Annotated in this window: 8 protein-coding genes; 3 read left to right on the forward strand and 5 right to left on the reverse strand. The window is 61.9% G+C overall.

What is annotated here, in order from left to right; genetic code table 11:
- Positions 1 to 706 precede the first annotated feature (706 nt).
- Positions 707 to 865: a hypothetical protein gene (locus AC6CIG_RS23240; RefSeq protein WP_018097708.1), complete on the reverse strand. Its 159-nt coding sequence runs from the start codon at positions 863 to 865 to the stop codon at positions 707 to 709.
- Between the two features lie 187 nt (positions 866 to 1,052).
- Between AC6CIG_RS23240 and AC6CIG_RS23245 the strand changes: the two genes are divergently transcribed.
- A complete protein-coding gene (locus AC6CIG_RS23245) occupies positions 1,053 to 1,691 on the forward strand; it encodes a glutathione S-transferase family protein (protein ID WP_127712659.1) in 639 nt (212 codons plus the stop codon).
- Positions 1,692 to 1,913: 222 nt separating this feature from the next.
- Here AC6CIG_RS23245 and AC6CIG_RS23250 read toward each other — a convergent pair whose 3' ends face one another.
- From AC6CIG_RS23250 to uvrA, 3 genes are all read right to left on the reverse strand, one after another.
- A complete protein-coding gene (locus AC6CIG_RS23250) occupies positions 1,914 to 5,705 on the reverse strand; it encodes a vitamin B12-dependent ribonucleotide reductase (protein ID WP_437407751.1) in 3,792 nt (1,263 codons plus the stop codon).
- Between the two features lie 674 nt (positions 5,706 to 6,379).
- The gene (locus tag AC6CIG_RS23255; RefSeq protein ID WP_437407750.1) at positions 6,380 to 7,183 is read right to left on the reverse strand and encodes a DUF72 domain-containing protein; all 804 of its coding nucleotides are present in this window, start codon (positions 7,181 to 7,183) and stop codon (positions 6,380 to 6,382) included.
- A gap of 99 nt (positions 7,184 to 7,282) precedes the next feature.
- Positions 7,283 to 10,204, reverse strand: a complete 2,922-nt coding sequence (uvrA, locus tag AC6CIG_RS23260; protein WP_127710944.1) for an excinuclease ABC subunit UvrA — start codon at positions 10,202 to 10,204, stop codon at positions 7,283 to 7,285.
- Between the two features lie 286 nt (positions 10,205 to 10,490).
- Here uvrA and AC6CIG_RS23265 point away from each other — a divergent pair, with 286 nt between their 5' ends.
- Positions 10,491 to 11,015 carry a single-stranded DNA-binding protein gene (locus AC6CIG_RS23265; protein WP_018097703.1) on the forward strand — a complete coding sequence of 175 codons (525 nt, stop codon included), beginning with the start codon at positions 10,491 to 10,493 and terminating at the stop codon, positions 11,013 to 11,015.
- A gap of 66 nt (positions 11,016 to 11,081) precedes the next feature.
- Here AC6CIG_RS23265 and AC6CIG_RS23270 read toward each other — a convergent pair whose 3' ends face one another.
- Complete coding sequence (locus AC6CIG_RS23270) at positions 11,082 to 11,711, reverse strand: MarC family protein (RefSeq protein ID WP_127710946.1); 630 nt, start codon at positions 11,709 to 11,711, stop codon at positions 11,082 to 11,084.
- A gap of 286 nt (positions 11,712 to 11,997) precedes the next feature.
- Between AC6CIG_RS23270 and gyrA the strand changes: the two genes are divergently transcribed.
- Positions 11,998 to 14,793 (forward strand): DNA gyrase subunit A, encoded by a 2,796-nt coding sequence (gyrA, locus tag AC6CIG_RS23275; RefSeq protein WP_100674010.1) that lies wholly within the window; start codon positions 11,998 to 12,000, stop codon positions 14,791 to 14,793.
- The last annotated feature ends 48 nt before the right edge of the window (positions 14,794 to 14,841 follow it).

Raw genomic sequence — 14,841 nt, forward strand, 5'->3', positions numbered from 1 at the left:
ACGTAAATCCATGCGCGCGATCGTATTGTTGTTGGCGATCTTTGCTCTCAGCGCGTGCTCGCAAACGGGAAGGCCCAGCGCCGAACGGTATTATGCGGGGGAAGGCCAATACTATACCGGCGTCGTACCCCCGACGCCTTTCTGAAGCATGTCGCCCAGCCCTACAGCGGCTTTAAGAACGACAGCATGAAGCGAAGCCCGAAACGCGGCGCACGAACTCGTTTCACTCGTGTAGGAAGAGGGCTGTCGCGGTGCGCCTCACGGGAGGCGCCCGCGCACCGCATGTCCCAACTTCGGCCGGCAACTGGTCGCAGAAGTTGCAGATCGACAGGTTTGGAATTGATCCGGCGCGAATGGCAGAATATCAATGGCCGTCAAACTTTTAGGAAAGGTATGGGGGGCCTATGCGCAAGATCGTGTTGTTGCTCGCACTCGCCACGCTGGCGGCGTGCTCGCACACCGGGGACCGGGTGGTCGGCGGTGACGGGGATTACTATCACGGTCTAATCCCGCCGAGGTGATCGCCTCCGAGATCATCGTCACCTCTGCGCGGCCAAATCCAATGCGACCCAAGCGGCGGCGGCTCGCAACGGCAAAACGGAGGCGCTGCGACTGTGCCGCCTCCGTCAGGGGAACCGGTTCATCCACACCTTGAAAACATAGGCGGCTGCGAGATTCCGCGAGCTTTCCTGGCCGGTCCAGGTGCTTAATAGCCTACGCGAACACCGCCGGGGCTCGCGGCGCTGAAATTGGGAACCGGATTCGGTCCGTACCATTGAGCATAGGTCGTGTTGTTTCCGCCGGTGCTGGTGCACCCCGACAGGACGGCAAGCGCCAATAGGGCGGTCAAATATTTGAGGGACATGAACTCTCCGATTCTGCTTCGTCAGACGCGCATAAATTGCGGTATCCCGAGGCGGCAGTCCATCGCTTTCACATTGACTCCTTTGCTTTTTCCTTCGTGAGACGAACGCTGCCCGCGTCCCGTCGCATCGATGCCGCGAAAGCCGGCTACATCTTAGGGCGAAATATTCATGCAAGGGGAGAATGCAATGACGGAAAGACCGCGCCTGTTCGGAGCGGACTACAGTGTCTACGTGCGGATCGTGCGGCTGGTGCTGGCCGAGAAGGAGATCGGCTACGAACTCGTTCCCGTCGACATCTTCGCTTCCGAGGGGCCGCCACCGCACTACCTCGAGCGACATCCCTTCGGCCGCATTCCCGCCTTCGACCATGCAGGCTTCAGGCTTTATGAGACCGGCGCGATAGCGCGCTATGTCGACGAGGTATTCGACGGGAGGCAGCTTCAGCCCCTCGATCCACGGGAACGCGCCCGCTGCAACCAGATCGTCAGCATCGCGGACAACTACGCCTATCCCGCTTTGGTCTGGGGGATCTACGTCGAGCGCGTCTCAAAGCCGGCAAGCGGCGCAGTTGCCGACGAAGCGGTATTCGCTGCAGCGCTGCCGAAAGCAAGGACCTGCCTGAAGGCGATGTCCGATCTCATGGGGGCGTCGCCATGGCTCGCAGGCGAGACCATGTCGCTCGCCGACCTCTATGCCGCCCCGATATTCGATTATTTCCTAAGGGCGCGGGAGGGGCAGGAGATGCTCCGGGAACATGAGAATCTGGCTGCGTGGTGGGCGCGGATGTCGGTGAGGCGCTCGATGGAGGAGACGCGGCCGGCCTAGTCCGAGTTTCCTCTTCCGTGAAGCCCGCGGATAGAACAGCTCAATGCCGAACGATTATATTTCGAACGACGCCTAGGACTATTCTCAGCCGCTGCCACTTTGAGAATCCCTCTGCAGAACAGAGATATGGCCGCTTCCAGGGAGGCGGCCATATCTATTACTGCGTCATTTCAGTGGGAGTGCGTCGTAACCAATGGCTGATTACAACTTCCGGCGCCTGTCTCAGCTGCACCCGCTCGTGGCGCCGCATGTGTCGCACTTCTCGCACGTGCCGTTTCGCACCATCGTGAAGTTCTGGCACTCGGAGCACATGTTGCCGGTATAGCCCTGCATGATCGAGCGGGCGCGGCGTTCGGCTTCGACCTTCTTTGCCTCGGACTTTGCCGCAGCGGCCTCTGCCGCGGCCTTGTCGGAGAAGAGGGCAGTCACCTCCTGTTCCGCTTCTTCGGCAATCTCCTCGGCGAGTTCGACGGCCCGTTCCTCGTAATCGCGCTTGAAGGCGACGACTTCGGAGGTGGCGGCGGCGATTGCCGGCTCCAGCTTGCGCACGGCATTGCCGGAGATCGAGGTGACGGAAGCGCCGGCCGAGGCGCGGGCCGGAGTGGTCGTCGAAGCCCCCTTCGGTTCGGAGCGCTCGCCCGTGCCGCCGACGATGGACGGCTTGTAGCCGCGGGTCCAGCCGGTGGAGACGAGGTTGGTCTTTCCTTCCTGAATGCCGCGGCCGAGCGCGGTGTTGCTGAAGTCGGAGGTGTCGACATGAGCAAGGTCGTGGCGGCCGAGATAGGAAACGGCAAGCTCACGGAAGACATAGTCGAGGATCGACGTCGCGTTCTTGATCGCGTCGTTGCCCTGGACCATGCCGGCCGGCTCGAACTTGGTGAAGGTGAAGGCCTCCACATATTCTTCGAGCGGCACGCCATATTGCAGGCCGAGCGAAATGGCGATGGCGAAGTTGTTCATCATCGCCCGGAAGGCCGCACCTTCCTTGTGCATGTCGATGAAGATTTCGCCGAGACGTCCATCACCGAATTCGCCGGTGCGCAGATACACCTTGTGGCCGCCGACGATCGCCTTCTGGGTATAGCCCTGGCGACGGTTCGGCAGTTTCTCGCGGGCGCGCACTACCTTCTCGATGACGCGCTCGATGATCTTCTCGGTGACGGCGACCGCCTGGGCGGCTGCCGGCGCCTGCATCAGCTCTTCGATCGCGTCCTCGTCTTCCTCATCCTCGATCAGCGAGGCGTTCAGCGGCTGCGAGAGCTTGGAACCGTCGCGGTAGAGCGCATTCGCCTTCAGCGCGAGCTTCCAGGAGAGCATGTAGGCGTTCTTGCAATCCTCGACGGTCGCCTCGTTCGGCATGTTGATCGTCTTGGAGATTGCACCCGAAATGAAGGGCTGGGCGGCCGCCATCATGCGGATATGGCTTTCGACCGAGAGGTAGCGCTTGCCGATCTTGCCGCAGGGATTGGCGCAATCGAAGACCGGCAGGTGCTCTGCTTTCAGGAACGGTGCTCCTTCGAGCGTCATCGCCCCGCAGACATGGATGTTGGCGGCTTCGATGTCCTTTCTGGAGAAGCCCAGATGCTCGAGCAGGTTGAAGTCCATTGAGGCAAGCTGCTCGTCGCTGACCTTCAGCGTCGCCTTGAGGAAGTCGGCGCCGAGCGTCCACTGGTTGAAGACGAACTTGATGTCGAAAGCAGCTTTAAGCGCCGCATTGACGGCTTCGACCTTCTCGTCGGTGAAGCCCTTGGCCTTCAATGTCGTCGGGTTGATGGCGGGCGCCTGGTTGAGGTTGCCGTGGCCGACGGCATAAGCCTCCATCTCGGCGATCTGGCTTTCCGAGTAGCCGAGCGTGCGCAACGCCTCGGGAACAGCACGGTTGATGATCTTGAAGTAGCCGCCGCCGGCGAGCTTCTTGAATTTCACCAGGGCGAAATCGGGCTCGATGCCGGTCGTGTCGCAATCCATTACGAGCCCGATCGTACCGGTCGGCGCGATCACGGTGGCCTGAGCGTTGCGGTAGCCGTGCTTCTCGCCGAGCTCGACCGCCTTGTCCCAGGCGCTCTTGGCATGGGCGATCAGGTCCTGGTCCGGGCAATCGCCGTGGACGAGCGCGACCGGGTTGACGGACAGGCCCTCATAACCGGCGGTCTCGCCGTGAGCCGCGCGGCGGTGATTGCGCATGACGCGCAGCATGTTGTCGCGGTTGGGCGCAAAGCCGGGGAAGGGGCCGAGCTTTGCGGAGATCTCGGCCGAGGTGGCATAGGCGACGCCGGTCATGATCGCGGTCAGCGCGCCAGCGATGGCGCGGCCCTCGGGGGAGTCATAGGGAATGCCTGACGACATCAGCAAGCCGCCGATATTCGCATAGCCGAGGCCGAGCGTGCGGTATTCGTAGGAGAGCTCTGCGATCTCGCGGGACGGGAACTGCGCCATCATCACCGAGACTTCGAGAACGACCGTCCAAAGACGGACGGCATGCTCGTAGTCGCCGATATTGATCCGCTTGGTCGCGGCATCCTTGAACTGCATCAGGTTGAGCGAGGCGAGATTGCAAGCCGTGTCGTCGAGGAACATGTATTCCGAGCACGGGTTCGATGCGCGGATCGGGCCTGCAGCCGGGCAGGTGTGCCAGTCGTTCATCGTCGTGTTGAAGTGCAGGCCCGGATCGGCCGAGGCCCAGGCGGCGTGGGAGATCGACTCCCAGAGATCGCGCGCCTTCAGGGTCTTCATGACGCGGCCGTCCTTGCGGGCGGTCAGGTGCCAATCGCCATCCGCCTCCACGGCGCGCAGGAAGTCGTCCTTGATCGAGACCGAGTTGTTGGAATTCTGGCCGGAAACCGTGAGATAGGCCTCCGAATCCCAATCCGTGTCATAGGTCTTGAACTGGATGTCCTTATAACCCTGACGCGCGAACTGAATGACGCGTTTGACATAGTTTTCCGGAACCAGCGCCTGCTTGGCGGCGCGGATCTCGCGCTTCAGCGCCGGGTTCTGCTTGGGATCGAAGCAGGCATCGTCGCTGCCGTCGCAATTGATGCAGGCCTTCATGATCGCCTTCAGGTGCTTGGCGACGATCTTCGAGCCGGTGACGAGGGCGGCGACCTTCTGCTCTTCCTTGACCTTCCAGTTGATATATTCCTCGATGTCGGGATGGTCGATATCGACGACGACCATCTTGGCGGCGCGGCGCGTCGTGCCGCCCGACTTGATGGCGCCCGCGGCGCGGTCGCCGATCTTCAGGAAGCTCATGAGGCCCGAGGACTTGCCGCCGCCCGAGAGCCTTTCGCCTTCGGCGCGCAGATGCGAGAAGTTCGAGCCGGTACCGGAGCCGTATTTGAAGAGGCGCGCCTCGCGCACCCAGAGATCCATGATGCCGCCCTCGTTGACGAGGTCGTCCGCGACCGACTGAATGAAGCAGGCGTGCGGCTGCGGGTGTTCGTAGGCAGACTTGGACTTCGTCAGCTTGCCGGTGAAGGGATCGACGTAGAAGTGGCCCTGGCCGGGGCCGTCGATGCCATAGGCCCAGTGGAGGCCGGTGTTGAACCATTGCGGCGAGTTCGGAGCAACGCGCTGGGTGGCGAGCATGTAGGCGAGCTCGTCACGGAAGGCGCTGGCGTCCTCTTCCGTGTCGAAATAGCCGCCCTTCCAGCCCCAATAGGCCCAGGTGCCGGCCAGACGATCGAAAACCTGGCGGGCATCGGTTTCGGAACCGTACTGCTCTTCCTTCGGCAGCGCCTTCAGCGCGTCGGCGTCCGGAACCGAGCGCCAGAGGAAGGACGGCACGTCGTTTTCCTCGACGCGCTTCAGTTTTGCCGGCACGCCGGCCTTGCGGAAATATTTCTGGGCGAGAATATCGGCGGCGACCTGCGAGAACTGCGCCGGCACGTCGATATCCGCAAGGCGGAAGACCACGGACCCGTCCGGGTTCTTGATCTCACTCGTCGCCTTGCGGAACTCAATCTCGGCATAGGCGGATTGCCCTGCCTTCGTGAAACGACGCTCGATCTTCATTGTCCCGTCCTTTGTTGCCATGCGCTAAAGCGCAGTTAACCTCGCCCGGCCGCGATGGATCTCGCAGCCAGCCTGAAAATTTCTGTCGATGTGAGGAAACCCAGCTCCTGGGTAACCCTGTATCTTGTGATGATGCTGGCTGCAAACACTAAATATAGTATTAACAGGCTCTTTACGCCAGCTCGAAATGCCGCTTTGGCGACCCAAATTTCGCGCAAAATTCCGCCACTGCAGCCGCTCGGGCTCATTCGCCCGGGCCGCATGTCGGAACCGACGATTTGGGGGTGTGAACCGGCCTCTGAACTTCCCGGTCCGCCGCCGTCGCAACGTGAAATCCATTAACCGTGAATCGCCTCGGGGCGTCAAGGGGTGGTTTGTGACGGAAGTTTGGGCGCTATATCTTGTGTGGGTCGACTGTGGAAAACGGGGACATCGATCAATCCGTTGAAAAACAGGGACTTCCACCGCTTGCCTGCGAAGATGAGCTAGCGGCAGGCCGAAATTCAAATTTTTATGGATGAAAAAGCGGGTAAAAGACGTGGCCCAGCGCTACTCGCGATTGCGAATCAGGTGGGTGTGTGAAGCGGCCCGTTTCGGTGATTCGGATGCAGTGATCTTGCTGCCCCCTGGCCTGCCAGAGGGGCTCAACAAGAAGACCTCGGCGATGGCCACGCCTAGCCCACGCGTTTCTGCAGTTCCCTGGCGCCATTCGGCGCGTTGACCTTGCCTGAGGAGATGAAGAAGGCAAAGACGTCGCGAGGCGCCGTCTCGGGCTTGCGTTCCGACGCAGCTTTCTCCAGGTCGTCCGGCTCACCGCCGGCGGCAAAGGTCTTCAGCCGCTCGGCCCAGCGATCGAGATCCTTCGGCGGATAGCAGGTCTTCACCTCGTCGCTGCCCTTCTGCAGCCGTGCATAGACGAAATCACTCGTGACATCGGCGATCATCGGGTAGTCCGCATGCTCGGCAAGAACGACGGCCACCTTGTATTTTTCAATGAGCTTGACGAAGTCCGGAACCTGGAAGCCGGGGTTGCGGACCTCGACCACGTGGCGGAGCTTCAGGCCGTCCTGCTTATCCGGCAGGAGCTTCAAGAATCCCTCGAAATCCTCCGCGTCGAATTTCTTGGTCGGCGCAAACTGCCAGAGAATGGGACCGAGGCGGTCGCCGAGTTCCGTCAGTCCTTGGGTCAGGAACCGCTCCATGGATTCACCGGCTTCGGACAGGACCCTGCGATTGGTCACGAAGCGGCTCGCCTTCAGCGAAAAAATGAAGCCGTCGGGAACCTCCGACGCCCACTTGGCAAAAGTCGCCGGCTTCTGTGAGCTGTAATAGGTGCCGTTGACCTCGATCGTCCGCAATTCCTTGCCTGCGAATTCGAGTTGCCGCTTCTTCGGAAGATCGTCCGGATAGAAGGTGCCTTCCCATGGTTCGAAGTTCCATCCGCCGATGCCGATACGGATCTGTCCCGAATTTGCCATCCTCTTCCTCCTCGATGCTCGCTCAGACGCGCAAAACCGCTGTAGCCGGGGCGAATCAGAGACGCCACCCGATTTCACGAGGCGTCCGGCCCGGCCACATCACTCCGCCGCAACTACCTTCTTTACTGGCCGGCGCTCCAGAAGCTCCTTCAGGAACTGGCCGGTATAGGAGCGCGGCTCCTTCACGACCTCTTCCGGCGTCCCCTGCGCAATGACCTCGCCGCCGCCGTCGCCGCCTTCCGGGCCGAAGTCGATGATCCAGTCGGCCGTCTTGATGACTTCGAGATTGTGCTCGATGACCACCACGGAGTTACCCTGATTGACCAGCTCATGCAGAACTTCAAGAAGCTTGGCTACGTCGTGGAAATGCAAGCCTGTTGTCGGCTCGTCGAGAATATAGAGCGTGCGCCCGGTTGAGCGTTTCGACAGCTCCTTGGCGAGCTTGACGCGCTGGGCTTCGCCGCCCGAAAGCGTGTTCGCCTGCTGGCCGATCTTGATATAGCCGAGGCCCACCTGGTTCAGTGTCACCAGCTTGTCGCGCACCGCCGGAACGGCCGCGAAGAACTCGACGCCTTCCTCCACCGTCATGTCGAGCACATCGGCGATCGACTTGCCCTTGAAGTGAACGTCCAGGGTCTCGCGATTGTAGCGCTTGCCGTGACAGACGTCGCAGGTGACGTAGACATCCGGCAGGAAGTGCATCTCGATCTTGATGACGCCGTCCCCCTGACAGGCCTCGCAGCGGCCGCCCTTGACGTTGAAGGAGAAGCGGCCCGGCTGGTAGCCGCGCGCCTTTGCTTCCGGCAGCCCGGCGAACCAGTCGCGAATGGGCGTGAAGGCTCCTGTATAGGTCGCCGGGTTGGAGCGCGGCGTGCGGCCGATCGGCGACTGATCGATGTCGATCACCTTGTCGATATGCTCGAAGCCGTCGATCCGGTCGTGTTCGGCCGGATTTTCGCGCGCGCCCATGACGCGGCGGGCGGCAGCCTTGTAGAGCGTCTCGATCAGGAAAGTGGACTTGCCCCCGCCCGATACCCCGGTGACGGCGGTGAAGACACCGAGCGGGATCGATGCGGTCACGTTCTTCAGATTGTTGGCGCGCGCGCCGACGACGGTGACTTCCTTCTTCTTCTTCGGTTTGCGCCGTTCGCCGGGCACGGCAACGGAAAGCTCGCCGGAGAGATATTTCCCGGTCAGCGATTTCGGATTGGACATGATATCGGAAGGGGTCCCTTCCGCAATGACCTCGCCACCGTGAATGCCGGCCGCCGGGCCGATGTCGACGACGTAATCGGCCGTCAGGATCGCATCCTCGTCATGCTCCACGACAATGACCGTGTTGCCGATGTCGCGCAGATGCCTCAGCGTATCCAGAAGGCGGGCATTGTCGCGCTGGTGAAGGCCGATCGAGGGCTCGTCGAGAACATAGAGAACGCCCGTCAACCCTGAGCCGATCTGCGACGCGAGCCGGATGCGCTGGCTTTCTCCGCCCGAAAGCGTCCCGGAATTGCGCGAAAGGCTCAGATATTCGAGGCCGACGTCGTTCAGGAAGCGCAGGCGCTCGCGGATCTCCTTGAGGATGCGCACGGCGATCTCGTTCTGCTTCGTGCTGAGATGCTCGGGCAAGACCTCGAACCAGTCGCGTGCGGCGCGAATAGACATATCGGAAACCTCGCCGATATGCAGCGCGTGGATCTTGACGGCAAGCGCTTCCGGCTTCAGCCGGTAACCGGCACAGGCGGGGCAGGGCGCTGCCGACATATAGCGCTCGATCTCCTCGCGCGCCCAGGCGCTGTCGGTCTCTTTCCAGCGGCGTTCGAGATTCGGCACGATGCCCTCGAACGTTTTCGTCGTGTTGTAGGATCGGGCGCCGTCCTGATAGTGGAAGGTGATCTTGTCCTTCGTGCCGTGGAGAATCGCGTCCTGTGCTTCCTCGGAAAGCTCGCTCCAGCGACTGCCGAGCTTGAAGCCGAAAACCGTGCCGAGGGCCTCGAGCGTCTGGTTGTAGTAGGGCGACGTGGATTTCGCCCAAGGTGCGATGGCGCCGTCCCTGAGGGTGCGGTTCGGCTCCGGAACGATCAGCGCCTCGTCGATCTTCTGCTGGCTGCCCAGCCCGTCGCAGGTCGTGCAGGCTCCGAAGGGATTGTTGAAGGAGAAAAGCCGCGGCTCGATCTCGGGAATGGTGAAACCCGAGACGGGACAGGCGAACTTCTCGGAAAACAGCACCCGCTCATGGGTTTCGTTCAGCGACTTGTTGGCCGAGCCGCCGGCGGAGGTCTCTTCCGGAGGCAGGGGGCGGTCGGCGAATTCGGCGATCGCCAAGCCGTCGGCGAGCGTAAGGCAGGTTTCGATACTGTCGGCGAGACGGGTTCCGATATCGGGCCGCACCACGACACGGTCGACGACCACGTCGATGTCGTGCTTGTATTTCTTGTCGAGCGCCGGCACGTCGGCAATCTCGTAAAATTGCCCGTCTACCTTTACGCGCTGGAAGCCCTTCTTCATCAGCTCGGCGAGTTCTTTTCTGTACTCGCCCTTGCGCCCGCGCACGAGCGGGGCCAGCATATAGAGGCGCGTTCCCTCGCCGAACTCCAGCACCCGGTCGACCATCTGGCTGACGGTCTGGCTTTCGATCGGCAGGCCCGTGGCGGGAGAATAGGGCACGCCGACGCGCGCGAAGAGCAGGCGCAGATAGTCGTAGATCTCGGTAACGGTTCCGACAGTCGAGCGCGGGTTGCGCGACGTGGTCTTCTGCTCGATCGAGATCGCCGGCGAGAGCCCGTCGATCTGATCGACGTCGGGCTTCTGCATCATTTCGAGGAACTGGCGCGCATAGGCCGAGAGGCTCTCGACATAGCGCCGCTGGCCCTCGGCGTAGATCGTGTCGAAGGCAAGCGAGGATTTCCCGGAGCCCGAAAGGCCGGTCATCACGATCAGCTTGTTGCGCGGCAGATCAAGGTCGATGCCCTTGAGATTGTGCTCGCGAGCGCCGCGAATGGAGATGGTCTTGAGTTCGCTCATCGGAAGGCCAGCTTTGTATGTCGGTTGAAAGCCCCCTATGTAATGACGGCCGCGCCCATGTCGAGGCGCAATCGGCAAAAGAGGCGGTGCAATTGCGATTCGGTTGACAGGATCATAGAGGAATACTAGAACAAAAAAAGAACAAACTCTGCCATATCCACGCCAAATCAACTGTGGATTATGCGCGATACGGGGCGTATCGGCGGCGGCGGGCCGCTAAGGTGTTCGCACATGAGACATTGGAGAGCCGGCCGAGCGGTCCGGCGGCAGAAACGGGAAAAGCGATATGGCTGGTAGCGTCAACAAGGTGATCTTGATCGGAAACGTCGGGGCCGACCCGGAAATCCGGCGCACGCAGGACGGCCGGCCGATCGCCAACCTCAGAATTGCCACCTCCGAGACCTGGCGCGACCGCAATTCGGGCGAGCGCCGCGAGAAGACGGAGTGGCACACGGTCGTCGTCTTCAACGAAGGCCTCTGCAAGGTCGTCGAACAATATGTGAAGAAAGGCGCCAAGCTCTACATCGAAGGCCAGCTGCAGACGCGCAAGTGGCAGGATCAGACCGGCAATGACCGCTATTCGACCGAGGTCGTCCTTCAGGGCTTCAACTCGACCCTGACGATGCTCGACGGTCGCGGAGGCGAGGGCGGCGGCGCAGGTCGCGGCGGCAGCGACTACGGCGGTGGCGGCTACGAGGAATACGATCAGTCGCGGTCCTCCTCGGGCGGCGCCCGGTCCGGCGGTCAATCCAACCAGCCGAACCAGGGCGGCAACTTCTCGCGCGATCTCGACGACGACATTCCGTTCTGATCGACTGCTCCAGCCAGTCCGAGACCCATCCGGCCCGCTTCGTCGCGGGCCGTTCTCGTTATGCCTTCAGACCTGAAACGCCGAGCGCACGCCGTCCACGACGAATTGAACGGCGAGTGCGGCAAGGATGACGCCGAGGAGGCGGGTAAGGATCGCCCGGCCGGTTACGCCAAGGAACCGGTCGATGCGCTCGGCGATCACCAGCGCCAGGAACAGTATGGCCATCGATGCGGCGATGACGACGATGAGCTGCACCCGATCCAATGCCGAGGGAAAGGAGCTGCCGAGAAGGATGGTTGCCGAGATCGCTCCCGGTCCGGCGATCAGGGGCAGTGCGAGAGGGAAGACCGCGATATTGTGAAGGTGGTCCTTCGTGATCGCCGTTTCCCCGGCCTTCTCCTTTCGCTCCTGGCGTTTCTCGAAAATCATCTCGAAAGCGATCCAGAAGAGCAGCATGCCGCCGGCGATCCGGAAGGCGCCGATCGAGATGCCGAGCAGACCGAGGATGCCGTCGCCAAAAAGCGCAAAGGCGGCGAGGATGAAAAAAGCGATGAGCGAGCCGCGGGTCGCGACCTGGAAGCGCTGCTGCCGGCTCAAGCCGACGGTCAGGCTCAGGAAGATCGGCGCAAGGCCGGGCGGATCAAGCGTGACGAGCAGCGTCGTCAGCGCGTTGATCAAGAGATCGACATCGAGCATCCGTATCCCCTTCCGGATTTCCACCCCGGCTATTCCCGGTGGTGCGGCCCGCATTGTTAGGCAAGCGACGCGAGCTTGGAAAGAGCGGGTAGCCAAGTGCAACGCAATGGCTTAAACCAGCGCCATCCCCGAGGCGCGCAGCTTTCCTTGCGAGCTCCTTTCCTTGCCCTAGAAAAGCCTGTTCCTGCGGCAAAAGACTGTTCAAAACACCGGCCGAAAATTGGCGCTCCAAGCCGCATTCGGCTATAAAAAACCGATTGATTCTGAACAAAGATCGTGATCGCCATTGACTGAGCAAAGCACCCCCGGCGGCGGAAAGAATCCGCCAGGCATCGAGCCGATTTCCATCATAGAGGAAATGCAGCGGTCGTATCTCGATTACGCCATGAGCGTGATCGTGTCGCGCGCGCTTCCCGACGTGCGCGACGGTCTCAAACCCGTTCATCGCCGCATCCTCTACGGGATGAGCGAGCTCGGCATCGACTGGAACAAGAAATACGTAAAATGCGCCCGCGTCACCGGTGACGTGATGGGTAAATACCATCCGCACGGCAACATGGCGATTTACGATGCGCTCGCACGCATGGCGCAGGATTGGTCTCTGCGGCTGCCGCTGATCGACGGCCAGGGCAACTTCGGCTCCGTCGACGGCGATCCGCCGGCGGCAGAGCGTTATACCGAGTGCCGGCTTCAGAAGGCGGCGCATTCGCTGCTGGACGATCTCGACAAGGACACGGTCGATTTCCGCGACAACTACGACGGCACCCTGCACGAGCCCGTCGTCGTCCCGGCAAAGTTCCCGAACCTGCTCGTCAACGGCGCCGGCGGCATCGCAGTCGGCATGGCGACCAATATCCCACCTCATAACCTCGTAGAGGTGATCGACGGCTGTATCGCCCTGATCGACAATCCCGCGATCGAACTGCCGGAGCTGATGCAGATCATTCCGGGGCCGGATTTCCCGACCGGGGCGCTGATCCTCGGCCGTTCGGGAATCCGTCAGGCCTACGAGACCGGCCGCGGCTCCGTCATCATGCGCGGGCGTGCCCATATCGAGCCGATGCGCGGCGATCGCGAGCAGATCATCATCACCGAGATCCCCTATCAGGTGAACAAGGCGACGATGATCGAGAAGATGGCCGAACTCGTCCGCGAGAAGCGGATCGAGGGCATTTCCGATCTTCGCGACGAATCCGACCGCCAGGGCTATCGCGTCGTCATCGAACTGAAGCGCGACGCCAACGCCGAGGTCATTCTCAACCAGCTTTACCGCTACACGCCGTTGCAGACCTCTTTCGGCTGCAACATGGTGGCGCTGAACGGCGGCAAGCCGGAGCAGATGACGCTGCTCGATATGCTGCGCGCCTTCGTCTCCTTCCGCGAGGATGTCGTCAGCCGGCGCACGAAATACCTGCTGCGCAAGGCGCGCGAGCGGGCGCATGTGCTGGTCGGTCTCGCGATCGCGGTCGCGAATATCGACGAGGTGATCAAGCTCATTCGCCAGGCGCCGGATCCGCAGACCGCGCGCGAACAGCTGATGGAACGCCGCTGGCCGGCGCACGACGTCGATGCGCTCATTCGGCTGATCGACGACCCGCGCCACCGGATCAATGACGACGCTACGTATAACCTGTCCGAAGAACAGGCTCGCGCGATCCTCGACCTGCGCCTGCAGCGTCTGACTGCGCTCGGCCGCGACGAGATCGGCGACGAGCTCAACAAGATCGGCGAGGAGATCAAGGATTACCTCGACATCCTGTCGTCCCGTCTCCGTATCATGCAGATCGTCAAGAACGAACTTGCCGCAGTCCGCGACGAGTTCGGCACGCCGCGCCGAACCGAGATTGCCGACGGCGGTCCGGACATGGACGACGAGGACCTGATCGCGCAGGAGGACATGGTGGTGACCGTGTCTCATCTCGGCTACATCAAACGTGTGCCGCTGACGACCTATCGGGCGCAGCGCCGCGGCGGCAAGGGCCGCTCGGGCATGGCCACGCGCGACGAGGATTTCGTTACCAGGCTGTTCGTCGCCAATACGCACACGCCGGTTCTGTTTTTCTCCTCCCGCGGTATCGTCTACAAGGAGAAGGTCTGGCGCCTTCCGATCGGCACGCCGCAGTCGCGCGGAAAGGCGCTGATCAACATGCTGCCGCTGGAACCCGGCGAGCGCATCACCACGATCATGCCGCTGCCCGAGGACGAGACGACCTGGGAAAACCTCGACGTCATGTTCTCGACGACCCGCGGCACGGTCCGTCGCAACAAGCTCTCAGACTTCGTCCAGGTCAACCGCAACGGCAAGATCGCGATGAAGCTCGAAGAGGAGGGCGACGAAATCCTCTCGGTCGACACCTGCACCGAGTTCGACGACGTGGTGCTCACGACGGCACTCGGCCAGTGCATCCGCTTCCCGGTTGCCGATGTCCGCGTCTTTGCGGGCCGCAACTCGATCGGCGTTCGCGGCATTTCGCTCGGTGACGGCGACCGGATCATCTCGATGGCCATCGTCGCTCACGTCGAAGCCGAGCCTTGGGAGCGTGCCGCTTATCTGAAGCGGTCGGCCGCGGAGCGTCGCGCCTTGACCGGTGAAGAAGAGGAAATCGTGCTTGTCGGCGAGGAGGTCACCAATGGCGGCGAACTCACCAATGAGCGCTACGAGGAACTGAAGGCGCGCGAGCAATTCATCCTGACGGTCTCGGTGAAAGGCTTCGGCAAGCGTTCCTCGTCCTACGACTTCCGCACTTCAGGCCGCGGCGGCAAGGGCATTCGCGCCACCGATACCTCGAAGACGGCGGAAATCGGCGAACTCGTCGCCGCCTTCCCGATCGAGCACAACGACCAGATCATGCTCGTTTCCGATGGAGGTCAGCTCATCCGGGTTCCGGTGGAAGGCATTCGCCTGGCGAGCCGCGCCACCAAGGGCGTGACCATTTTCTCCACCGCCAAGGACGAGAAGGTCGTTTCGGTCGAGCGGATCAGTGAGCCGGATGGCGACGAGGAGATCGAAGCCGTAGGTGCCGAAGGCGTCATGGCCGAACCGGAGCTGCCGCCGGACACCACGTCGACACCGGAGGAGTGATCGAAGCACAGGAATAAGTTCAGGCCCGCCGCTTTCCAGCGGCGGGTC

Source organism: Sinorhizobium sp. GQ132 (assembly GCF_059758575.1).